The organism is Streptomyces sp. NBC_00400 (genome assembly GCF_036048035.1).
Lineage (GTDB): Bacteria > Actinomycetota > Actinomycetes > Streptomycetales > Streptomycetaceae > Streptomyces.
The window spans coordinates 1,126,824-1,148,481 of sequence record NZ_CP107940.1 but is presented as its reverse complement, the minus strand read 5'-3'; the positions used below and the strand labels follow the sequence as shown (position 1 = coordinate 1,148,481).

16 protein-coding genes and 1 pseudogene are annotated in these 21,658 nt (G+C 70.2%); 10 read left to right on the top strand and 7 right to left on the bottom strand.

The window, feature by feature from the left end; all coding sequences use genetic code 11:
• Nucleotides 1–161: 161 nt before the first annotated feature.
• Nucleotides 162–1,583 carry an amidase gene (locus tag OHS81_RS05105; RefSeq protein WP_328382839.1) on the bottom strand — a complete coding sequence of 474 codons (1,422 nt, stop codon included), beginning with the start codon at nucleotides 1,581–1,583 and terminating at the stop codon, nucleotides 162–164.
• Nucleotides 1,584–1,803: 220 nt separating this feature from the next.
• On the opposite strand from OHS81_RS05105, the gene OHS81_RS05100 reads away from it, so the two are divergent.
• Nucleotides 1,804–2,508 carry an endonuclease V gene (locus tag OHS81_RS05100; protein WP_328382837.1) on the top strand — a complete coding sequence of 235 codons (705 nt, stop codon included), beginning with the start codon at nucleotides 1,804–1,806 and terminating at the stop codon, nucleotides 2,506–2,508.
• Nucleotides 2,509–2,534: 26 nt separating this feature from the next.
• On the opposite strand, the gene OHS81_RS05095 is transcribed toward OHS81_RS05100, so the two are convergent.
• Nucleotides 2,535–3,722 carry a saccharopine dehydrogenase family protein gene (locus OHS81_RS05095; protein WP_328382835.1) on the bottom strand — a complete coding sequence of 396 codons (1,188 nt, stop codon included), beginning with the start codon at nucleotides 3,720–3,722 and terminating at the stop codon, nucleotides 2,535–2,537.
• 308 nt (nucleotides 3,723–4,030) lie between these two features.
• Here OHS81_RS05095 and OHS81_RS05090 point away from each other — a divergent pair, with 308 nt between their 5' ends.
• Nucleotides 4,031–5,605 carry a sialate:H+ symport family MFS transporter gene (locus OHS81_RS05090; protein ID WP_328382833.1) on the top strand — a complete coding sequence of 525 codons (1,575 nt, stop codon included), beginning with the start codon at nucleotides 4,031–4,033 and terminating at the stop codon, nucleotides 5,603–5,605.
• Between the two features lie 91 nt (nucleotides 5,606–5,696).
• Here the strand turns inward: OHS81_RS05090 and OHS81_RS05085 are convergent.
• A pseudogene (locus OHS81_RS05085) lies at nucleotides 5,697–5,893 on the bottom strand (MgtC/SapB family protein); the annotation flags it as partial.
• A gap of 236 nt (nucleotides 5,894–6,129) precedes the next feature.
• On the opposite strand from OHS81_RS05085, the gene OHS81_RS05080 reads away from it, so the two are divergent.
• From OHS81_RS05080 to OHS81_RS05060, 5 genes are all read left to right on the top strand, one after another.
• Nucleotides 6,130–6,510, top strand: coding sequence for an MmcQ/YjbR family DNA-binding protein (locus tag OHS81_RS05080; RefSeq protein ID WP_328390916.1), 381 nt, complete (start codon nucleotides 6,130–6,132; stop codon nucleotides 6,508–6,510).
• Between the two features lie 177 nt (nucleotides 6,511–6,687).
• Nucleotides 6,688–7,872 (top strand): CaiB/BaiF CoA transferase family protein, encoded by a 1,185-nt coding sequence (locus tag OHS81_RS05075; RefSeq protein WP_328382831.1) that lies wholly within the window; start codon nucleotides 6,688–6,690, stop codon nucleotides 7,870–7,872.
• 214 nt (nucleotides 7,873–8,086) lie between these two features.
• Complete coding sequence (locus tag OHS81_RS05070; RefSeq protein WP_328390913.1) at nucleotides 8,087–9,229, top strand: acyl-CoA dehydrogenase family protein; 1,143 nt, start codon at nucleotides 8,087–8,089, stop codon at nucleotides 9,227–9,229.
• A 66-nt stretch (nucleotides 9,230–9,295) separates the two neighbouring features.
• Complete coding sequence (locus OHS81_RS05065; protein ID WP_088801031.1) at nucleotides 9,296–10,510, top strand: acetyl-CoA C-acetyltransferase; 1,215 nt, start codon at nucleotides 9,296–9,298, stop codon at nucleotides 10,508–10,510.
• A gap of 31 nt (nucleotides 10,511–10,541) precedes the next feature.
• A complete protein-coding gene (locus OHS81_RS05060; RefSeq protein WP_328382829.1) occupies nucleotides 10,542–12,746 on the top strand; it encodes a 3-hydroxyacyl-CoA dehydrogenase NAD-binding domain-containing protein in 2,205 nt (734 codons plus the stop codon).
• A gap of 164 nt (nucleotides 12,747–12,910) precedes the next feature.
• On the opposite strand, the gene OHS81_RS05055 is transcribed toward OHS81_RS05060, so the two are convergent.
• Complete coding sequence (locus tag OHS81_RS05055) at nucleotides 12,911–13,672, bottom strand: MerR family transcriptional regulator (RefSeq protein WP_328382828.1); 762 nt, start codon at nucleotides 13,670–13,672, stop codon at nucleotides 12,911–12,913.
• Nucleotides 13,673–13,949: 277 nt separating this feature from the next.
• Nucleotides 13,950–14,915, bottom strand: coding sequence for an Lrp/AsnC family transcriptional regulator (locus OHS81_RS05050; RefSeq protein ID WP_328382827.1), 966 nt, complete (start codon nucleotides 14,913–14,915; stop codon nucleotides 13,950–13,952).
• 115 nt (nucleotides 14,916–15,030) lie between these two features.
• On the opposite strand from OHS81_RS05050, the gene OHS81_RS05045 reads away from it, so the two are divergent.
• Both OHS81_RS05045 and OHS81_RS05040 read left to right on the top strand, forming a co-directional pair.
• Nucleotides 15,031–16,500: an FAD-dependent monooxygenase gene (locus OHS81_RS05045; RefSeq protein ID WP_328382825.1), complete on the top strand. Its 1,470-nt coding sequence runs from the start codon at nucleotides 15,031–15,033 to the stop codon at nucleotides 16,498–16,500.
• 300 nt (nucleotides 16,501–16,800) lie between these two features.
• Nucleotides 16,801–18,261 (top strand): amino acid permease, encoded by a 1,461-nt coding sequence (locus OHS81_RS05040; RefSeq protein WP_328382823.1) that lies wholly within the window; start codon nucleotides 16,801–16,803, stop codon nucleotides 18,259–18,261.
• A gap of 76 nt (nucleotides 18,262–18,337) precedes the next feature.
• Here OHS81_RS05040 and OHS81_RS05035 read toward each other — a convergent pair whose 3' ends face one another.
• Nucleotides 18,338–20,047, bottom strand: a complete 1,710-nt coding sequence (locus OHS81_RS05035; RefSeq protein ID WP_328382821.1) for a DUF6895 family protein — start codon at nucleotides 20,045–20,047, stop codon at nucleotides 18,338–18,340.
• Nucleotides 20,048–20,080: 33 nt separating this feature from the next.
• A complete protein-coding gene (locus OHS81_RS05030) occupies nucleotides 20,081–20,293 on the bottom strand; it encodes a hypothetical protein (RefSeq protein WP_328382819.1) in 213 nt (70 codons plus the stop codon).
• Nucleotides 20,294–20,720: 427 nt separating this feature from the next.
• On the opposite strand from OHS81_RS05030, the gene OHS81_RS05025 reads away from it, so the two are divergent.
• Entirely contained in the window at nucleotides 20,721–21,572 is an 852-nt protein-coding gene (locus OHS81_RS05025; protein ID WP_328382817.1) for an oxygenase MpaB family protein, read from the top strand.
• Nucleotides 21,573–21,658 lie beyond the last annotated feature (86 nt).

Sequence of the window (21,658 nt, the reverse complement as noted above, 5' to 3'; positions counted from 1 at the left end):
TGACGGGAAGGGAATGCGCAGGCCAGGGCGGATGCCGCAGCAAGTGTCTCCGGTGGGTGCGGCTGTTTCCGGATGGTGTGGCGAACTCCGCGGGCATGTCTCTGCGGGCAGGTACAGGTCCCGGAAGTGTCGCAACCTCAAGGGGCAGGACGCCGGGACGGTCAGGCCGTGGGCAGGTCCGGGCGGCGCCGTCCGTGCCGTGTGGCGCTCTCATAGGAATGCCCTGCCTGGAGAACGGCGAGATCCGCGCGCGGCGCACCGATGAACTGCAGCCCCACGGGCAGACCGCCCGGGGTGAATCCCGCGGGAACCGAAAGGGCGGGTACGCCGAGGACGGAGATGAGGTAGGCGGATCGCATCCAGTCCAGATAGGAGTGGGTGGGCCGGCCCGCGACCTCCCGGGGATACTCCAGCTCCGCGTCGAACGGCGTGACTTGGCTGACCGGTGCCAGGAGCAGGTCGTACCGGGAGAAGAAGTCCAGTATGCCGAGGTACAGCCGGCTGCGGGTCGCGGTGGCGGTGCGCAGGTCGGCGGCGGTCAGCCGGCGGCCCTGCTCGATGTTCTGGACGATGCTGGGTTTGAGGCTCTGCCGGTCGGAGTCGAGCAGGGCGCCGAGCGCCAGGTCGAAGCTGTGTGCCCGCAGCGTACGGAAGGTGTCGTCGGCTCCGGTGAGGTCCGGGCAGGCGGTGTCGATACGGCAGCCGAGTTCCTCCAGGACCCTCAACTGCGGTTCCAGAACGGCGAGTACGTCCGGGTCGGCCGGGGCGTGGCCCCCGAGGTCCGGTGTCCAGGCGATGCGCAGGCCGCGCAACTCGCGATCGAGGGGCACCCGGAACGCCTCGCCCGGGGTCTCCAGACCGATGGGGCAGCGTGGATCCGGACCCGCCATTGCCGACAGCAACAGCGCTGTATCCGCCACGGTCCGCCCCATCGGGCCGGGGACCGACAGGGTGTCCCAGAGATCGCCACCGGGGTGCCGGGGGACGCGCCCGGGCGTCGGCCGCAGCCCGACGACATTGCAGAAGGATGCGGGGTTGCGCAGCGAGCCGCCCATGTCACTGCCGTCGGCGAGGGGTTGCAGCCCGGCCGCGAGTGCCGCGGCGGCGCCGCCACTGCTGCCGCCCGCCGAACGTGTGGTGTCGTACGGATTGCGGGTGGTGCCGAAGACGGGATTGAAGGTGTGGGAACCGGCGGCGAATTCGGGCACATTGGTCTTGCCGAGGCGGATGGCGCCGGCCCGCTGCAGCCTGTCGACCAGCAAGTCGTCCTCGTCGGGGACGTGGTCGGCGAAGAGCGGTGAGCCGTGTGTGGTGCGCATACCGCGGGTGAGATGGGTGTCCTTGAAGGCGATCGGAATGCCGTGGAGGGGCAGGAGGGCGGCGCCCCGGACGAGGCGTTCGTCGGCGAGCGCGGCCGCGGAGAGCGCGCCTTCAGGATCGAGGGTGACGAGGGCGTTGACGGTCGGATTGACCTGTTCGATGCGGTCCAGATGCGCCTGGACGACCTCCCGGGCGGAGACGTCGCGGCGGCGCAACCGGGCGGCGAGCTCAAGGGCATCGAGCTGGTGGAGCGCATCGGGCATGAAGACCTCGGAAGGTGGTTTCAGAGCGGCGAGGTACCGGCGGTGGGGCACGAGCAGATCACCGAGGGGCTGCCCTCGGCGGCGCCTGCGCGGCCGGCGGAGTCGGCGGAGTCCGGGTTCACGCTCACCAAGGTACCCAGCGCCACTGACAACGCATCATGATCAGGCCTCCCGGCCTGGCCAGAGGCTCGCTCACCGGTTCGGTAGCGTAGTGGCCATCATGGACACTCCCGGAACGATCTCCTGCGACGACGAACTGCGGAACTGGCCGGTCGACGAAGACCAGGCGCGCGCGGTCCAGGACCGGTTGCGGCCCCACGTGCGGCTCGATGAACCCGGTCCGGAACCGGGGTTCGAGGGCACGGTCGTCGGGGTGGATGTCGCCTACGACGACGCACGTGACGTCGTCGCCGCTGCCGCCGTCGCGCTGGACGCCCGCACGCGCGCCGTCGTCGACGAGGCGACCGCCGTCGGGCAGATCTCCTTCCCGTACGTCCCCGGCCTGCTCGCGTTCCGTGAGATTCCCACCGTGCTCGACGCCCTCGCCCGTCTCACCCGTACCCCTGACCTCGTGGTCTGCGACGGTTACGGGCTGGCGCACCCGCGCCGCTTCGGGCTCGCCAGCCACCTGGGAGTGCTGACCGGGCTGCCTACCGTCGGTGTCGCCAAGAACCCCTTCACCTTCCGCTACGCACTTCCCGGGCCGGACCGCGGCGCCGCCTCTCCTCTTCTGGACGGAGCGGAGGAGGTGGGACGTGCGCTGCGTACCCAAAGGGGCGTCAAGCCGGTCTTCGTCTCCGTGGGGCATCGCATCGACCTCGACCGTGCCTGTGCGCATACGCTCCATCTGGCAGCGCATTACCGGCTTCCCGAGACGACCCGGGCCGCGGACGCACTGTGCCGGAGGGCGCTCGCCGACGCCTGACCGGGTGGGGGCAAGGAGAGCCGGGGCTACCCCTGGACGACGCGGAACGTGATGCCCGCATCCTGGAGGCGGGACGTCAGCGCGTCCCCCATGGCAACCGCGGTGGTCACCTGCCCGGCGGTCTCCGGCAGGTCGTCGAAGGCCAGACTGAGCGCCGACTCGGCGAGCATCTTCGCCGTCTCGTCGTAGCCGGGGTCACCGCCCGAGACCTCGGTGATCAGACGTTCGCCACCGCCCGAGGCGACGAAGCGGACCTTGAACCAGCTGCGTGCGCGCCGTTCGGGGCCCGGCCCGTCGCCCGGTTCCAGACGCCGCGACAACCAGCGCCGCGCGGCCGGCACCTGGGCGAGTGCGCACAGGGCCCCCACCCCCACCGCCCCGCCGACGGCGACCGGCAGCCGCCGTACGCCTGCGTAGTGGCGGTAGCGGAAGTCGGGCCCGTAACGGTCCAGCGCGGCGGCGGAGCGGGCGATGACCTGAGGATCGAGGGTCGGCAACGGCACGCCCCAGGTGCGCGTTTCACCGCTCCTGAAAGGCGGCCCGAAGGGCGCCCGCACCGTACGGCCGGCCGGTCGCGGCTCCGCCCGCTGCCGCTCGCGGGCGGCCCGCGCCATGCCGGCCGGACGCGAGGCGACGGTCAGTGCCGAGGCCAGAGTGCCGCCGGAAAAGGTGCCGTTGGTCCGCACGAAGCCGTCGATGCGTACGGGGACGCCTTCGGGGAGGAGCCCCACCGTGAAGAGCACCCCCAGATCGTGCGGGACGGAGTCGAAGCCGCAGGCGTGCACGAGGCGCGCACCGGAGGCGCGGGCCGTTGCATCGTGACGCACATACATCCGGTCGATGAACTCCGGCTCACCCGTCAGATCGACATAGTCGGTGCCTGCCGCGGCGCACGCGGCGACCAGCGGCTCACCGTGGAGCAGATACGGCCCGACCGTCGTCACCAGCACTTGGGTACCGGCGGCGAGGGCGCGCAGCGCGTGGGGATCGCCGCTGTCGGCCCGCAGCAGCGGCAGGGCGGCACAGTCCGGGTTGATCGCTGTCAGCCGGTCCCGCAGCCGCTCCAGTTTGGCGGTGTTGCGCCCGGCCAGCGCCCAGCGGCAGCCCTGGGGAGCATGCGCGGCCAGGTAGGCGGCGGTGAGGGCGCCCGCAAAACCGGTCGCGCCGTAGAGGACGAGATCATGGTCCCGTCCGGAGGTGTCCTGCCGTCGCATCGTGCGTCCTCTCGTGCGTCTTCTCGACCGCCCACCGGGCACGGAGCCCGGACATTAGGCAGTGACCGTCGCCCCGTCAACGTACGGTCCCGTCCGTCGCCTTGGCCGTTCCCTCGCCGTCCCCAGGGGCGGCAGGGACTGTGGCACGCAGTCTTGACAGAGCATGGCGACGGGTCCAGATTCACCGATGGCACCGATGACATAGGACGTCCCATGTCTGGCCTGCTGCCCCGACCGTCACCCAGCGGCTGCCCCGACGACGCCGCGAACCGTACCGTCCGCCGATCGCCGGAGGAGGCCGGACAGCCGTGACGACGCGTCCCGCGGACACCCCTGATTACAGATGGATCAGCCGGATCAGCCGGAACTGGTGGCAGGAAGTCACCCCGCGCCAGTGGAAGGCGATGTTCGCCGCCTGGATCGGCTATCTCCTGGACGGCTTCGACTTCGTCCTGATCACCCTCGTGCTGACCGAGATCGCCGCCGACTTCCATCTGAGCACTGCCACCGCCGCCTCACTGATCTCCGGAGCCTTCATCACCCGGTGGCTGGGCGGCGCCGTCCTGGGCGCGATGGGGGACCGCTACGGCCGCAGGACCGCCATGGTCACCAGCATCCTGCTGTACTCGCTCGGTACCTTCGCCTGCGGTTTCGCCTGGGGCTACACCAGCCTGTTCGTCGCGCGGCTGGTGATCGGTCTGGGCATGGCGGGGGAGTACAGCGCCGGCGTGACGTATGTGCTGGAGAGCTGGCCCGTCCGATGGCGCAATCGCGCTTCCGGATTCATCATCTCCGGTTACGCCGGCGGCACCGTCCTCGCGGCGGAGCTCTACAAGTGGGTGGTCCCGCACTGGGGCTGGCGCTGGATGTTCTGGATCGGCGTCCTGCCCGTCCTGGTCGCCCTCTGGATGCGCCGGTCACTGCCGGAAGCCGGTGACTGGCAGCGGCAGATCGGCACCGCCGGCACGGAAGAGGAACGTCCCCATCCCCTCCGGCTGTTGTTCACCGGCCGCATCCGGCCCTGGATCAACACTTTCCTGGCGGCGGCGGCCGCGGTCGCGCTGTTCTGCGTTTTCACCCCCGTCGGCGCGGGGGCCGTGCCAGGGCTGTCCGTCGTCGCGGCGGTGTGTCTGGTGGCATTCGCCGCGCAGCTCGGCGGCCGTCGCGGGTGGCTGCTGTACGTGGCCCTGATGGCGACGGTGTTCTGCGCCTTCCTCTACAGCTGGCCGGTCCAGGCCCTGCTGCCCACCTACCTCAAGACCGACCTCGGGTACGCCCCCGGACAGGTCACCGACGTGATGTTCTACGCGGGCTTCGGCACCATGGCGGGCTGCTGGCTGGCGGGCTTCACCGGCGACCGGTTCGGTACCCGCCGCGCCTATGCCGGCACCTTGCTGGCCTCCCTCGCCTTCATCTTCCCGGTCTTCGCGGTGCAGGACAGCCTGCCGGCGCTCGGTGCACTGCTCTTCGGGCTGCTCGCGCTCGGCCAGGGCGTCTCCGGCATCCTGCCGAAGTACCTCGCCGGCCACTTCCCGACCGCCACCCGCGCCGCCTCTCTGGGCTTCGTCTACAACGCCGGAGCCCTGGGCGGGGCGGTGGCGCCCGTCCTGGGAGCTCATCTGGCCGAAGGCATGCCCCTGGGACGGGCGCTGGCAGTGCTCACCTTCGGGCTGACGCTCGTGGTCATCATCCTGGTGGGCGGCAATGTCCCCCAGCGGCTGGGCCGGCTCGTGGACCGTCAGGCACCCGAAGACCACCTCGTACCGGAGGCCGGGGAAGCGGGGGCGCTGCCCCTGGGGCGGTCATCTGCTCCCTATCCCCATCCCCCTTCTGCTCCCACTCCTGCTCCCGCTTCCGGGGAGGTGCCGCCGGACTCGGCGTAGCGGTGCTCCACCGTGTGCGGGGGCAGGAGACCCGGCCGGATGGGCGCCGGGCCGTTTCGGAAGGCAGTTCGATACGGGCGTAGGACGGACCCGAGGGGATCCGGCCGGACAACTTCGAGAAGCCGCGGACGACGAGGAAGTGCACCGCCGTCGCGCCGGTGGCCGGCAGCGGCAGGCCGCCACCGCAGGCCATGCCGATGGCGCGGTCAGCCAGATGGCGGCGGCCGTCGTCAGTCCCCGGACCGCGTCCTTCCTGACGAAGATCAGGCCGCCGCCGATGAAGCCGATTGGCCCGGTGAACCGGCGCAGCCCCTGACCGCTGTGGAAGTCGAACAGCGCGGTGGCGAGTTGCGGGGCGGACAGGACGGCACGTGTCCCTCGGCCGGCCCGGCGTCCGGCGCTCCGCGGGCCGTTGTCAGTGGTCGCCGTTAGCGTGGAATGCGTTGGGCGGCCCACGCGTGACGAGCGTGGCGCCGGGCGGCGCCGCGGGCGGTGCCGTACGGGGGACGGATGCGGAGGAGTGCATGGCGAAGGCGGCGGGTCCGGCGGCGGTGCGGGAGCGGGTGCGCGCGTTCGCGCTCGGGCTTCCCGGCACCGTGGAGGAGTTCCCCTGGGGCGAGAGCGTCATCAAGGTCAACAAGAAGGTCTTCGTCTTCCTCGGCATCGATGACGGCGGCTGTCCGCGCGGGGTCACGCTGAAGCTGAAGGACCCCGCAGCGCATGCCCATGCCCTGACCTTGCCCGGCGCCAAGCCCGCGGGCTACGGCCTGGGCAAGTCCGGATGGGTGCAGGTCCCGCTGGCGGAGCCGGACGCTCCGCCGGCCGAGCTGCTCTGCGACTGGGCGGAGGAGTCGTATCGCGTCATAGCCCCCAAGAAGCTCATCGCCGAGCTCGACGGGGGATAGCGACGCAGCGGCAGCAGGCGCGCAAAGGCCCGTGACGGCGATGGCAGTTGAGCATCGCCGGCGCGGGCCTTTTGGCTGGTGCCACCCGGCACGGGGGGCTTGTGGAAAGTGGAACACGTTCTTAACATCGCAAGTGTTACATCAGAAGTGTCACAGTGCGGAAAGGCATGGGGCGCGATGACGGAGTCAGGGAACGGCCCGCTGAGCGGGGTGCGGGTGGTCGAACTCGCGGGCATCGGCCCCGGTCCGTTCGCCGCCATGCTCCTGGCCGACCTCGGCGCGGACGTCGTCCGCGTCGACCGGCCCGGCGGCCCGGGGCTGGGCGTCGATCCGGCCTACGACGTCACCAACCGCAACAAACGCTCCGTGCTGGTGGACCTGAAGAGCCCCGAAGGGGTGGCGCAGGTCCTCGAACTGGCCGAGCGTGCCGATGTGCTGATCGAGGGGTACCGCCCGGGCGTGGCCGAGCGGCTGGGAGTGGGCCCCGAGGAGTGCCTGGTGCGCAACCCCCGGCTGGTCTACGGCCGGATGACGGGCTGGGGACAGCAGGGCCCGCTCGCCGACACCGCCGGACACGACATCGGCTATATCGCCATCACAGGCGCCCTGGGCATGATCGGCCCACCCGACGGCCCGCCCGCGATCCCCGCCAATCTCCTCGGTGACTACGCGGGCGGCTCCCTCTACCTCGTCATCGGCGTCCTCGCCGCCCTCCAGCACGCCCGCACCGAGGGCGGAACGGGCCAGGTCGTCGACGCCGCCATCGTCGACGGCACGGCCCATCTGACGGCGATGATCCACGGCATGCTGGCGGCCGGCGGCTGGCAGGACCGGCGCAGCGCGAATCTGCTCGACGGCGGGGCACCCTTCTACGGCACCTACGAGACCGCCGACGGCGGCCATATGGCGGTGGGCGCGCTGGAGACGCGGTTCTACGGCGCATTCATCCGGCTGCTGGGCATCGAGCAGGAGGCACCCAGCCGCGACGACCTCACCGCCTGGAGTGAGCTGCGCACCACCATCGCCGCCCGCTTCAAGACCCGGACCCGCGAGGAATGGACGGCCGTCTTCGCGGGGTCCGACGCCTGTGTGGCGCCGGTGCTCTCCCTGCGCGAGGCCCCGCAACACCCGCATCTCGCCGCCCGCGGCACCTTCGTCGAGCACGGTGGACTCACCCAGCCCGCGCCCGCGCCGCGCTTCTCGCGCACTCCGGGAGCGGTACGCAGACCCCCCGCGCAGCCCGGCGCCGACTTGGTGGAGGTCGCCCGTGACTGGCAGGTCCCCGGCCTCCTCGCCCCGCGCGTCGCCGACGACCCGCCCGCCGGCCCGGTCCGCGCCGGGCAGCAGGACACGGCCGGCTGATGGCACCCGCCACCACGCTCCCGTACGCGGCCGGCCCGCGTCCGGCTGCCGAAGAAGCCGCGGCCTTCTCCCCGGGGAGGGCCGGCGACGTGTGGGGCGGGCGGCTCGCCATGGGCGCCGTCCGGCGCCATCCCATGGGGCGGCCGGGGCCCCCACGCCGACCGACACCGTCAAGAACCGGCTCCGAGGAGGGCCCGCAGCGATGACCGCGCAGATGAAGCGCCAGATCTTCACCGAGGACCACGAGGCCTTCCGCAAGGTCGTACGGACCTTCCTCGCCAGGGAAGTGACGCCGCATTACGAGCAGTGGGAGAAGGACGGCATCGTCAGCCGGGACGCCTGGCGGGCGGCCGGCAAGCAGGGACTGCTGGGGCTGGCGGTTCCCGAGGAGTACGGCGGGGGCGGACAGCACGACTTCCGCTACAGCGCGGTGCTGGCCGAGGAATTCACCCGGGTGGGCGCGTCCGGGCTGGCCGTGGGCCTGCACAACGACATCATCGGCCCCTACCTGACGACGCTGGGCACCGAGGAGCAGAAACGCCGCTGGCTGCCCGGCTTCTGCAGCGGCGAGATCATCACCGCCATCGCGATGACCGAGCCCGGGGCGGGCTCCGACCTGCAGGGCATCCGCACCCACGCCGAGGATGCGGGCGACCACTGGATCCTCAACGGTTCCAAGACCTTCATCTCCAACGGCATCCTCGCCGACCTGGTCATCGTCGTGGCCAAAACGACACCGGAAGGCGGGGCGCACGGCCTGAGCCTGCTGGTCGTCGAGCGGGGCATGGCGGGCTTCGAGCGTGGCCGCAACCTCGACAAGATCGGGCAGAAGTCGCAGGACACCGCCGAGCTGTTCTTCCACGACGTCCGCGTCCCCAAGGGGAACCTGCTCGGCACGCTGAACGGCGCCTTCGTCCATCTGATGACCCATCTCGCCCAGGAGCGGATGGGCATCGCCGTCGCCGCTGTCGCCGGCGCCGAACACCTGCTGGAGATCACCAGCGAGTACGTCAAGGAGCGCGAGGCCTTCGGCAGGCCGCTGGCCAAGCTCCAGCACATCCGCTTCGAGATAGCCGAGATGGCCACCGAATGCGCCGTCACCCGGGCGTTCCTCGACCGCTGTATCGCCGACCACTCCGCCGGTGAACTGGACGCGGTGCACGCCTCGATGGCCAAGTGGTGGGCCACCGAACTGCAAAAGCGCGTCGCCGACCGCTGTCTGCAACTCCATGGCGGCTACGGCTATATGGCGGAATACCGCGTGGCCAAGGCCTTCACCGACGGCCGTATCCAGACGATCTACGGAGGGACCACCGAGATCATGAAGGAGATCATCGGACGCTCCCTGCTCGGCTGACCGCGGACCGGCCCCGGTCCCCACCCGCTGCCTCTGCCTCCACCCTCATGCGAAAGGCTTGTTGACTTGAGTACCGAAGCGTACGTATACGACGCGATCCGCACCCCGCGCGGCCGCGGCAAGGCCAATGGCGCACTGCACGGCACCAAGCCGATCGACCTGGTCGTCGGTCTGATCCATGAAGTGCGCCGGCGCTTCCCCGGGCTGGACCCGGCCGCCGTCGACGACATCGTGCTCGGCGTCGTCGGACCGGTCGGCGACCAGGGCTCCGACATCGCCCGGATCGCGGCGATCGCCGCCGGGCTGCCCGACACCGTGGCCGGCGTCCAGGAGAACCGCTTCTGCGCCTCGGGCCTGGAGGCCGTCAACATGGCCGCCGCCAAGGTGCGTTCCGGCTGGGAGGACCTGGTCCTGGCGGGCGGCGTCGAGTCCATGTCCCGGGTCCCGATGGCCTCCGACGGCGGCGCCTGGTTCGCCGACCCGATGACCAACTTCGACACCGGCTTCGTCCCGCAGGGCATCGGCGCCGACCTGATCGCCACGATCGAGGGCTACACCCGCCGGGACGTCGACGAGTTCGCGGCGCTCTCCCAGGAGCGCGCCGCCGAAGCCTGGAAGGACGGCCGCTTCGACCGCTCCGTCGTCCCGGTACGCGACCGCAACGGCCTGGTGGTCCTCGACCACGACGAGCACATGCGCCCCGGCACCACCGCCGACTCCCTGGGCGGCCTCAAGCCGTCCTTCGCCACCATCGGCGACGCCGGCGGCTTCGACGCGGTCGCCCTGCAGAAGTACCACTGGGTCGAGAAGATCGACCACGTCCACCACGCCGGCAACTCCTCCGGCATCGTGGACGGCGCGGCGCTCGTCGCCATCGGCTCCAAGGAGGTCGGCGAACGCTACGGCCTGACTCCCCGGGCCCGTATTCTCTCCGCCGCGGTCTCCGGATCCGAGCCGACGATCATGCTCACCGGCCCCGCGCCCGCCAGCCGCAAGGCCCTCGCCAAGGCCGGGCTGACCATCGACGACATCGACCTGGTCGAGATCAACGAGGCCTTCGCCGCCGTCGTGCTGCGCTTCGTCAAGGACATGGGCCTGAGCCTGGACAAGGTCAATGTCAACGGCGGCGCCATCGCCCTGGGACACCCCCTCGGCGCCACCGGCGCGATGATCCTCGGCACCTTGATCGACGAGCTGGAGCGGCAGGACAAGCGCTACGGCCTGGCCACCCTCTGCGTCGGCGGCGGTATGGGCATCGCCACCGTCATCGAGCGCCTCTGACCCTCGTCCCACCCACTACGGAGTACGCACCATGAGTGAATCCGCTGCTGTGTCGACCATTCGCTGGGAACAGGACGAGACCGGCATCGTCACCCTGGTCCTGGACGACCCGGACCAGTCCGCCAACACCATGAACAACGCCTTCACAACCTCCCTCACCGCGGTCGCCGACCGCCTGGAGGCCGAGAAGGACAGCATCCGCGGCATCATCGTCACCTCCGCCAAGAAGACCTTCTTCGCCGGCGGCGACCTGCGCGACCTGATTGCCGTCACCCCCGACAAGGCCCAGCAGGCCTTCGAGTCGGGCAACGGCATCAAGCGCGACCTGCGCCGTATCGAGACCCTCGGCAAGCCCGTCGTCGCCGCGGTCAACGGTGCGGCGCTGGGCGGCGGTTACGAGATCGCGCTCGCCTGCCACCACCGCATCGCCCTCGACACCCCCGGCACCAAGATCGGCCTGCCCGAGGTCACCCTCGGCCTGCTGCCCGCCGCCGGCGGCGTCACCCGTACGGTCCGGCTGCTCGGCATCGCCGACGCGCTGCTGAAGGTGCTGCTCCAGGGCACCCAGTACAACGCCACCCGCGCCAAGGACGCCGGGCTGATCCACGACGTCGCGGCCACGCCCGAGGAACTGCTGGCCAAGGCCCGTACCTTCATCGACGAGCACCCCGAGTCCCAGCAGCCCTGGGACGTCAAGGGCTACCGCATCCCCGGCGGCACCCCCGCCCAGCCCAAGTTCGCGGCCAACCTCCCGGCGTTCCCCGCCAACCTCAAGAAGCAGCTGAACGGCGCCCCCTACCCCGCCCCGCGCAACATCCTCGCCGCGGCCGTGGAGGGCTCCCAGGTCGACTTCGAAACCGCGCAGACCATCGAGGCGCGCTACTTCGTCGAGCTGGTGACCGGCCAGATCTCCAAGAACATGATCCAGGCGTTCTTCTTCGACCTGCAGGCCGTCAATTCCGGCGCCAACCGGCCCCAGGACATCGCGCCCCGCAAGGTCGAGAAGGTCGCGGTCCTCGGCGCCGGCATGATGGGCGCGGGCATCGCCTACTCCTGCGCCAGGGCCGGGATGCAGGTCGTCCTCAAGGACATCACCCCGGAGGCGGCGCAGAAGGGCAAGGCGTACGCGGAGGGGCTGCTCGCCAAGGCGCTTTCCCGGGGCCGTACGACCGAGCAGAAGCGCGATGAGCTGCTGGCGCGCATCACGCCCACCGCCGAGCCGGCGGACCTCGCGGGCTGTGACGCCGTCATCGAGGCGGTCTTCGAGGACGTCGCGCTCAAGCGCAAGGTGTTCAAGGAGATCCAGCACATCGTCGCGCCCGACGCGCTGCTGTGCTCCAACACCTCCACGCTGCCCATCACGCTGCTGGCCGAAGGCGTCGAGCGCGACCAGGACTTCATCGGGCTGCACTTCTTCTCGCCGGTCGACAAGATGCCGCTGGTGGAGATCATCAAGGGGGAGCGGACCGGCGACGAGGCACTGGCCCGCGCCTTCGACCTGGTCCGCCAGATCAAGAAGACCCCGATCGTCGTCAACGACTCGCGCGGCTTCTTCACCTCCCGTGTCATCGGCCACTTCATCAACGAAGGCGTGGCGATGATCGGCGAAGGCGTCGACCCGGTCTCCGTCGAGCAGGCAGCGGCCCAGGCCGGCTACCCGGCCAAGGTGCTGTCCCTGATGGACGAGCTGACCCTCACCCTGCCGCGCAAGATCCGCGAGGAGACCAAGCGGGCGGTCGAGGAGTCCGGCGGCGACTGGCAGCCGCACCCGGCCGACGCGGTGATCGACCGGATGGTCGACGAGTTCGGACGCCCCGGCCGCAGCGGCGGCGCCGGCTTCTACGAGTACGGGGACGACGGCAAGCGCGCCGGCCTGTGGCCCGGCCTGCGCGAGCACTTCACCAAGAAGGACACCGCGGTCCCGTTCCTCGACATGCAGGAGCGGATGCTCTTCTCCGAGGCCCTGGACACCGTCCGCTGTTTCGAGGAGGGCGTGCTCACCTCGGTCGCCGACGCCAACATCGGCTCCATCCTCGGGATCGGCTTCCCGGGCTGGACCGGCGGCGTGATCCAGTACATCAACGGCTACCAGGGTGGGCCGGGGCGGGAGGAACGTGTCGGCCTGCCCGGCTTCGTGGCCCGCGCCCGCGAGCTGCAGGCGGCCTACGGAGACCGGTTCGCGCCGTCCGCGCTGCTGGTCGAAAAGGCCGAGAAGGGCGAGAAGTTCAGCGACTGAACAGTCATGGTCTGACGGCCAAGGACCGACCGGCCATGGCCTGACAGGCCACCGACCGGTCAGGGACCGACCGGTCAGGGACCGACCGGTCAGGGACCGACCGGTCAGGGACCGACCGGTCAGGGACCGACCGGTCAGAGGGGCGGGCCCCGGCGGCCCGCCCCTCACCCCAGCGAGGCGCGGCCGCCTCCCGGGCCCTGGTCGCCCTCCTTGCCGAACGCCTCCCGCAGCTCCTGCTTCATCGACCGCTGGAAGGCGGTGACCAGGGCCTGCACCACCATCGGCTGCATATGGGCCGAGAGCGACTTCATCCGCGCCAGCTCCTCCTCGTCCGGCCCGCCCTCCCGGTACGGCTCCCACACCTCGTCCTTGAAGAGCCTGCTGAGCTCCCGGGCCGCCGAGCGGGTGTGCTCGATGACGACGGTGCGCGCCGCGATGATGGTCTCCAGCGCGATCGGGACGTCCAGCAGCCGGGCGCCCAGGTGCAGCAGCCCCGGATCGACCCGGAAGACCTGCGGGTCGTCGGTCCGTACGAGCACACTCATGGCCGCCAGCCGGTCCAGGTCCTCCTCGGTCAGCGCCCGGCCGACCCGCCGCTCCAGCTGGGCCCGGGTGGCGTCCTCAGCCGTGTCGGGAATCCAACTCGCCACCAGTGCCCGGTGGATGGCCAGATCCTGGGCGCTCAGATCCGGCGGCAGCTGCTCCAGATAGCGTTCGATGGCGGAGAGCGTCAGCCCCTGGTGCTGAAGTTCCTCGATGAGCGCGAGCCGTGAGAGGTGGTCGGGACCGTAGCGGCCGACCCGGCGTGGACCGATCTCCGGCGGCGGCAGCAGGCCGCGGGTGCTGTAGAAGCGGATCGTGCGGACGGTGACGCCGGCGCGGGCGGCCAGTTCGTCGACCGTCAGGCCGGTGGCGGTCTCCATCATGTTCAACAGTATTGCTGTCTCACCACTCCTGTGAAACCTTCTGGACCCTTCTGCCCTGTTGTTGCGCCACGTCAGTGTGACCGTTCGCGAGGGGTGGAGGTTCGCGAGCGTGGGCGCGCCGGCATCAGGGAGCGCTCAACTTACCGAGCCGAAGCACGAGAGGTGTCGCCAAGGCGGCGCGCTGTCACAAGGACCGTGGGACGGAGCACGCCGGGCCCACCGCCGGGGGCCACTGGCCAGCCGGACCGCCGGTACAGCGCCGGAGTGCCGGTCGGAGCTACGTCAGGTTCGCTGCCTGCTTGACGGTCTTGATCACTGGTGCCGTTTCGAGGTGTGTGACGGCTGGGAGTGCGGCGATCCGGGTGGTCAGGTACCGGTACAGCTCCCGTTGGTTCGTGCACACCACGCTCGCGTACAGGTTGGTCGGGCCGGTCGTGGCGGCGGCGAACGCGATCTCCGGATGCCCGGCCAGCGCCCGACCGGCCTCCTCCAGGTGCGCGGGGGCGACCGAGAGCCAGATCAGGGTTCGGGCGTTCACGCCGAACATGCGCCAGTCGACGTCGATGTCGAGATAGAGCAGGCCGTGTTCGCGCAGCTCCGTCATCCGGCGCCGGACCGTCGTCGGTGACCAGCCGGTCGCCGCGGCCAACTGCTCGAACCCGGCCCGGCCGTCCGTGGCCAGCAGGGCGAGGAGCTTGCGGTCGCCGTCGTCGAGCCGCACCGGTCCTCGTCGGTGCGGCACCGGAGGCGGGCGCAGTCGCGCGATCGCCTCCGTGTCCAGCGACCCGAGTTTCCCGACCATGTTGTCCGGGCCACCGTAGAAGGCGTGCAGCACGGAGTGCGCGGTCACGCCCTCCACACGCGGGGTGCGGGGGAGTTTGGCCAGCAGCAGTGCCTCGCTGTCCGCCTCGCTCTCCGTACGGACCACGCAGGTGATCTCGGTGCCGCCGGAGCTGAGGCTCACCCAGGACGTGTCGGGGCGTCTGGCCAGCGCCTCGGCGACCGGAAGCGACGCGGCGGGCGCACATCGCACCCGCAGGAACCACAGGATGGCGCCCAGCGCGGTGGGGTCGACCCCGCCCAGCACCCGCACCGCCCCGGCCGACCGCAACCGGGCGTACCGGCGGGCGATGGTGCGATCCGACACGCCGAGAACCTCGGCGATGGCGCTGAACGGAGCACGGCCGTCGATCTGCAGGGCGTGCACGAGCCGACGATCCAGCTCGTCGTAGTCGGATTCCACCGAGCCGAGGGTAGGCGGTGTCAGATATCAGCGCAATCGAGCCGGCTTCTGGCTCGGGTGGTTCGGCCGACGGAGCGTTGCTTCTGTCCTGATCGACACAGCCAGAGGAGAGTCCATGGACACCGATGTGCTCATCGTCGGCGCCGGCCCGACCGGAATGACGCTGGCCAACGAGCTGCTGATGGCGGGGGTGTCGACCGTGCTGGTCGACAAGCTGTCGCAGCGCAGCGACCTGTCCAAGGCAGGCGGCGTGCAGTCCCGCACACTGGAGGCGCTCGACCAACGAGGGCTGCTGGAGCCCTTGCTGGCCACTGGAGATCACCCCGTCACCACCGGCCACTTCGCCGGTATCCCCCTCCCGCTCCACTCCAACCGGCACCGTCTGCCATGGCGGTCCGTGCCGCAGGTGGTCATCGAGGGATTCTTCGACCAACACCTCGCCGCGCACGGCCTCCACGCCCGGAGGGACCACGAACTGGTCGGCCTCGTCCAGGACCACCACGGGGTCGCCGCGACCTTCGCCAACGGCGCCACCCTCCGCTCCCGTTACCTTGTCGCGGCCGACGGCGCTCACAGCTCCGTGCGGTCGCTGCTGCGGGCCGGGTTCCCCGGTCAGCCCGGTACGTTGACGATCATCGCCGCCGACGTCCGGCTGAGCGGTGTCGATTCGTCCACGTCGCACACCTGGAACGAGGACGGGCACTGGGCGGCACTGTTCCCGCTCGGCACCGATCCGCAGGGCAGGCAGCTGCGCCGACTGGTCCTCGGGGGACCGGGCCGGTCACTGCCGAGGGAGGTCCCGGTCACCGAGGACGACATCCGTCACGGCCTGAGCACCGTGTTCGGAACGCGGGTGCACCTGCTCGAACTGCGCTACGCCCGCCGTATCACCAACGCGTCACGGCAGGTCGAGCAGTACCGGCACGGGCGGGTGTTCCTGGCGGGCGATGCCGCCCATGTCCACCTTCCGCTGGGCGCACAGGGCATGAACACCGGGATGCAGGACGCGCTCAACCTCGGTTGGAAGCTCGCCGCCGCCGTGCGCGGCTGGGCACCCGAGAACCTGCTCGACACGTATCACGCGGAACGCCATCCGGCCGGGGCCGCCGTATTGCGCAACGTCCGGGCACAGAGCCTGCTGATGGACTGGGCCGGTACCCGTGATCCGGAGGTGCTGGCCGCCCGGGAGATCTTCACGGCCATGGCCCACCTCCCGGACGCCCAGCACTATCTCGCCGACCTGATGTCCGGGATGGCCGTCCGCTATCCGATGCCGGGCACCGAATCCCATCCGCTCGTCGGGCGGCCCGCACCGGACCTGGACCTCGGCCCGGCCCGGGTGCACGAACTGCTGCGGTCCGGGCACGGCATCCTGCTGGACCCGGCCGACACGTTCGCCAGGATCGCCGCCCCCTGGTCGGACCGGGTGGACCGGGTGGGCCGGGGCGCCGCCACCGAGCCGATGCTCATCCGGCCGGACGGCTACGTCTGCTGGGCCGGCGCGGATGACCTGGAACCGGTGCTCGGCCGCTGGTTCGGCGAGCCCCGCCGCCGGGTACCGCTCGCCGGGCGTACGGCGGGGTGAGGCGGCGAGCGGGGCGTCATGGAGGCCAATGCCCCTCCCCATCGGACCGAACGGGCCAAGAACTTTTGGTTGCCGGGCGACGCGTGGGGTCCGGAATCGGGTGAACTGACACCTCCCCTGAAACTGTTCCGCCTGTTAATTCACGACAAATATGGACAAATCTTAGATGGCCTGTACACGATGTGATCTTGCCCACAGACGGGGGAGCGCTCTTCGGGGAAGGTGTGCCGTCGGCCGTCCGCGCGATCCGCGGGATCGGCAATCGCTCAAGCGCCTCCCCGAAAGCGAGATGCACCACCAGTGAGCACAGAAACCGTCACCGAGACAGCCCACGGGTCACCTGACGGGGGAAGCGGCGCGCAGCAGGATGCGGGCGACGCGGGCTACAGCAAGGGCCTCAAGGGCCGGCACATCAACATGATCGCCATCGGTGGAGCGATCGGCACCGGCCTGTTCCTGGGCGCCGGTGGCCGACTGCACGCCGCCGGACCCGCGCTGGCGATTGCTTATGCGGTGTGTGGCCTCTTTGCCTTCTTCGTGGTAAAGGCCCTGGGCGAGCTGGTGCTGCACCGCCCGTCATCGGGTTCGTTCGTCTCCTACGCCCGCGAATTCCTGGGGGAGAAGGGCGCCTACGTCGCCGGCTGGATGTACGTCGTCAACTGGTCCACGACCGGTATCGCCGACATCACCGCGATCGCGCTCTACACCCATTACTGGAGCCTGTTCACCGACATCCCGCAGTGGGTGATGGCGCTGATCGCCCTGGCGGTCGTGCTGACCGTGAACCTGATCTCGGTGAAGATCTTCGGTGAGCTGGAGTTCTGGTTCGCGATCATCAAGGTCGCGGCGCTGGTCGTCTTCATGTTCATCGGCATCTTCCTGCTGGCCACCCAGCACCCGGTCGACGGCCACACACCAGGCCTGAATCTGCTCACCGACCACGGCGGCATCTTTCCGACCGGTCTGCTGCCCGTGGTGATCGTGCTCCAGGGCGTGGTCTTCGCCTACTCCGCCGTGGAGCTGGTCGGTGTGACCGCCGGTGAGACCGGTGAGCCGGAGAAGGTCGTGCCGAAGGCCGTCAACTCCATCATGTGGCGGGTGGGCGTCTTCTACGTCGGCTCGGTGATCCTGCTGGCGATGCTGCTGCCGTGGAACAAGTACGTCGACGGGGAGAGCCCCTTCGTCACGGTGCTGTCCAACGTCGGTGTGCCGGCCGCGGGCGATGTGATGAACCTCGTGGTGCTGACCGCGGCGATGTCCAGCCTGAACTCCGGGCTCTACTCGACCGGCCGCATTCTGCGCTCCATGTCGATGGCGGGCTCCGCGCCCAAGTTCGCCGGCCTGATGAACCGCAACCAGGTGCCGTACGGCGGCATCATGCTCACCTCCGCGGTGTGTGTGCTGGGCGTCGGGCTCAACTACGTCGTGCCGGGCGAGGCGTTCGAGATCGTGCTGAACATCGCGGCGCTGGGCATCATCAGCACCTGGTGCACGATCATGGTCTGCCACATGGTGTTCGTGCGGCGGTCGAAGGAGGGCCTGGTCGAGCGCCCGCGCTTCCGGCTCCCCGGCACGCCGGTCACCGACATCGCCACCATCGCCTTCCTGCTCGGCGTCATCGTCCTGATGTGGTTCGACGACGGCGTCGGCCGGCAGACCGTCATGCTGATCCCGGTCCTCGCCGTCGCGCTGGTCGCCGGCTGGTTCGCGGTCCGCGGCCGGGTGAGCCGGATCGCCGAGGAGCGCGAACTGTCGAAGTAGTCGCGCAGTAACGCCCACCTGCGGAATCAAGGGCGGTCGTGGAGGCCGGAAGGCATCCGCGACCGCCCTTTCGCCTTCACGGTTGCCGGGCAGCGGGAACTGCGCTGCAGGTGGTGTGTACGGCGGCCAGGGCGGTGATGATGCTCTGGGTCCACGAGAGCATGGTCCGTTCCCGTGTGGCCGGGTCGTCGCAGGCCGGGCGGCCGAAGGCGCCGCAAGGGCTTTGCTGGGAGAGGAGGAAGGCGAGTGCGTCGCGGGTGATGCGGTGTTGTGCCCGACCGGCGCGAGTCCAGTCCCGGACGAGGGCGGCGATGTGTCCCAGGTGGTAGTTCTTCCAGGCGTGGGGCAGGCCGGCGGCGGTCGTCTTCGGTGTCGAGTGCCGTGCTGAGCGCGGTGCTGGATGTGGTGCGTCGGCTTCCCCGTTTCCCAGCGCGGCCGCACAGCCGGGGGTGATCAGCCCCAGGTCGACGAGGCGTTGGACGTTGCGCGCGGCCTGTGGGGGAACTTCGTCCAGGAGTTCGACGGCAGCGGCGGCGGATTTGAGGAAGGCGTCGAGTGAGGGGCATGTGATCTCGTGAGTCCGCAGACCGCATGCGAACTCGCCCACGACCTCCATCCCGTGTTCCTGCCACACGTCCGCGTCCACGTCCGCGAGACGTTCGGAGAAGTCCAGGAGCAGGGGGCGGGCGAGCTCGGGTTCGCCCAGGGCCTCGGCTGCGTGAGCGACAGCCGCAGCGGCCGGCAGGTGCCTGACAGGGGTATGGCGCCGGGTCGTGCCGGCCAGCCACGCCACTGCCCGCCGCAGCGGCTCCTCCACGGTCAGGTGGGGCTTCGGTGCGGACGGCCGGCGCCTTCGCACCACCCTGGGGCTGCGGTCCAGGAGCGCGGCCAGGGCGGCGACGATGGTGGTGTGGTAGCCGGTGGCCCAGTGTGCGTACGCGTCGTCCCCGTCGGCCAGTTCGGGGTGGACCACACCAGGAGGCCCATTGACCCGCCCGTCCGCCTCTTGTGCCGCCGTAAGGAACTCCCATGCCCGGCGGGCTTCCTGAGAGTCCCGCACCCCGAGGCACAGCAGGCAGCACAGGAGTTCCCCCACCAGGTCGGCATTTTCCTGGCCGAGGGTGAGAACGAGCAGCGCTTCGATCAGTTCCACCGCCGTGCCCGGGTCGAAGCCTCGTGGCCAGCGGGGCTCGCGGAGGCCGAAGTCCGTGGCGTAGAAGATCGTGTGGGTGATGGCGTAGATGTCGCGGTCGGTGAGCTTGGCGACATTCGGGCTGTTGCAGAGCAGGGTGAACGGCAGGACGTCGTCCATGGCCGGCAGCGTGTGGCGGACACCGCACAGCTCCAGGGTGTGCAGCAGATCGAGCTGCCGGTACGGGATCCGTTCGAAGACCGTCGCATACCCTCCGGCCGCGGCCTGCGTGATGACGTGCCGGAACTCCGGGTCCTCGCGTCCGCAGAGCCGGAGTGCCGCATAGGTCCCCGCGTACAACAGGAGGGCCGCTTCGTCCCGGGCGATCAGCTCCCGGTAGGAGGGGCGGGCCGTGATCTCCTCGACCTGTGTGAGGAGGGCCGCGTAGTCGCGCTCCAGCGGCTCGGGGGCGAGACGCGCCCGCAGCCCCACGAGGAAGGCGGTTTCGATGAGCGCCTTGCGGGCGAACAGCACCCGGTCCGTGGCGGCTTCGGCCGGGTCGATCAGATGGCGGCGCGCAGCGAGCCAGGCGACTGCCCGGGTCTCCACCGCGCGCCTTTGTGACATGCCGTCACCGGGTTGCGTCGTGTCCATCGGATGCCTCCCGGCGATCGGTGCAGTCAACGGTCAGTTGCGCGCAGCGGAGTCGTCGGGCTCGGCCACCTGGTTGGCGACCACCAGGACGTAGCGCTCCCAGGCGAGCACGTAGCCGGCCACGTCGTCGAGCTGGCTGACCTGGTCGACGACGCGCTCCAGCGGAACGCTGAGGTCGACGAGCCCGCTCGTCCTCAGGAAGTCGAGTGCCTTACGGGCGTCAATGGGAGGGGGAGGGCAGGACATGTGTGTGCTCCTTTTGGGTGGTCCGGACAGATGTCGCGAGTGTCGCGTTCCGTGATGCCCTTGTCACTATCTGCGCCCGGCAAGGAAAAATGGTGATGTCATCGACCCAGCTCATGGGGTTTATCTCAAGGCAAAATCACCCTTACGGGCTAATGTCGCCCAGGGGGTGCGGTGGCGGTGGTGCGAGTTCCGGCGGTCCTCCTGCGTCGGCCCGCCTGCAGCGGCCTGCCTGAAGTGGGGTCGCCTGGCAGCGGTCCGCTTCTGGTGCGTACGTCCCCTGCCCGGGGGCAACTCGCCCGCGCGTAAACCTCGTTCGACGCCGCCCCGGTCAGGCCTGTCCCTGCGGCAATACGTCGAAGGGGCACGCCGGCCGAGCGCCCGCCCCGCGTCCGTCAGTCATCAGACCCGCCGTATCATGATTAATGACATGAATATGGTAGAAACATACGCAAAGCCCCCGCCGGTCGGAGGTGTGCTCTGGTCGTTGGCCGGTGACGTCCGCATTCTGCTGACCCTGCCGGCCGCGCTGACCATGCAGGTCGCCCACCCGGCGGTGGGTGCCGGAGTGGATGACCACTCCGTGTTCCGCACGGACCCGTGGGGGCGCGGGGAGCGGTCGCTGACCTCGTTGCAGCTGTGGGTGTACGGAGGCGAGGGCGCGGTCGCGGAAGGGCGCCGGCTGCGGCAGCTGCACAAGACCATTCAGGGGACCGACGCTCACGGCCGCAAGTATCACGCGCTCACCCCCGCGTACTACGCCTGGGTGCACGCCACCGGATACCCCGTCTTCCGGAACGCGCAGCGCTATCTCGGGCGCCCTTTCACCGAGGCGCAGGAGCGGCAGCTGTATGCGGAATGGCTCCAGGTCGGGCGGATCCTGGGGATCCACAACCGCGATATGCCGCAGTCCGTCGAGGAGTTCTGGCCGTACTACCAGAAGGTTCTCGACAACGAACTCGAAGAGACCGTGGTGGTGCGGGAGTTGGTGGCGAAGGATCCGTCGTTGCCGGTCCCGGACCGTGGTCCGCGGTGGCTGCGGGTGCTCCTCCGGCTGACCTGGCCGTGGCTGTGCCCGCGGTTCGCCCGCTTCCGCCGCTTCCTCACGATCGGTCTGATGCCGCCGGAGGCCCGGTGCGCCATCGGACTGGAATGGACGGATGCGCAGGAGCGCCGGCTGCGCCGCTTCGGGCGGGTCGTCCGCGCCGTGGTCCCGGTGCTTCCGGAGCGCCTGCGCTTCCTGCCGGTCGCACGCCGGGCCCGGCAGGCGGCGCGCGGGTAGGCGCAACGAAGCCGGCCGGAGCCGGGGAATCACCCCGGCTCCGGCCGGATCGTTGCCACGGGCGCCGGAGCGGGCGCCCGTGTGCC

Coding starts and splice junctions, on each gene's coding strand:
- OHS81_RS05055 (WP_328382828.1), bottom strand. CDS start 13,672: ATGATGGAGACCGCCACCGGCCTGACGGTCGACGAACTGGCCGCCCGC.
- OHS81_RS05035 (WP_328382821.1), bottom strand. CDS start 20,047: ATGGACACGACGCAACCCGGTGACGGCATGTCACAAAGGCGCGCGGTG.
- OHS81_RS05060 (WP_328382829.1), top strand. CDS start 10,542: ATGAGTGAATCCGCTGCTGTGTCGACCATTCGCTGGGAACAGGACGAG.
- OHS81_RS05080 (WP_328390916.1), top strand. CDS start 6,130: ATGGCGAAGGCGGCGGGTCCGGCGGCGGTGCGGGAGCGGGTGCGCGCG.
- OHS81_RS05025 (WP_328382817.1), top strand. CDS start 20,721: ATGAATATGGTAGAAACATACGCAAAGCCCCCGCCGGTCGGAGGTGTG.
- OHS81_RS05100 (WP_328382837.1), top strand. CDS start 1,804: ATGGACACTCCCGGAACGATCTCCTGCGACGACGAACTGCGGAACTGG.
- OHS81_RS05070 (WP_328390913.1), top strand. CDS start 8,087: ATGAAGCGCCAGATCTTCACCGAGGACCACGAGGCCTTCCGCAAGGTC.
- OHS81_RS05045 (WP_328382825.1), top strand. CDS start 15,031: ATGGACACCGATGTGCTCATCGTCGGCGCCGGCCCGACCGGAATGACG.
- OHS81_RS05105 (WP_328382839.1), bottom strand. CDS start 1,583: ATGCCCGATGCGCTCCACCAGCTCGATGCCCTTGAGCTCGCCGCCCGG.
- OHS81_RS05095 (WP_328382835.1), bottom strand. CDS start 3,722: ATGCGACGGCAGGACACCTCCGGACGGGACCATGATCTCGTCCTCTAC.
- OHS81_RS05030 (WP_328382819.1), bottom strand. CDS start 20,293: ATGTCCTGCCCTCCCCCTCCCATTGACGCCCGTAAGGCACTCGACTTC.
- OHS81_RS05075 (WP_328382831.1), top strand. CDS start 6,688: ATGACGGAGTCAGGGAACGGCCCGCTGAGCGGGGTGCGGGTGGTCGAA.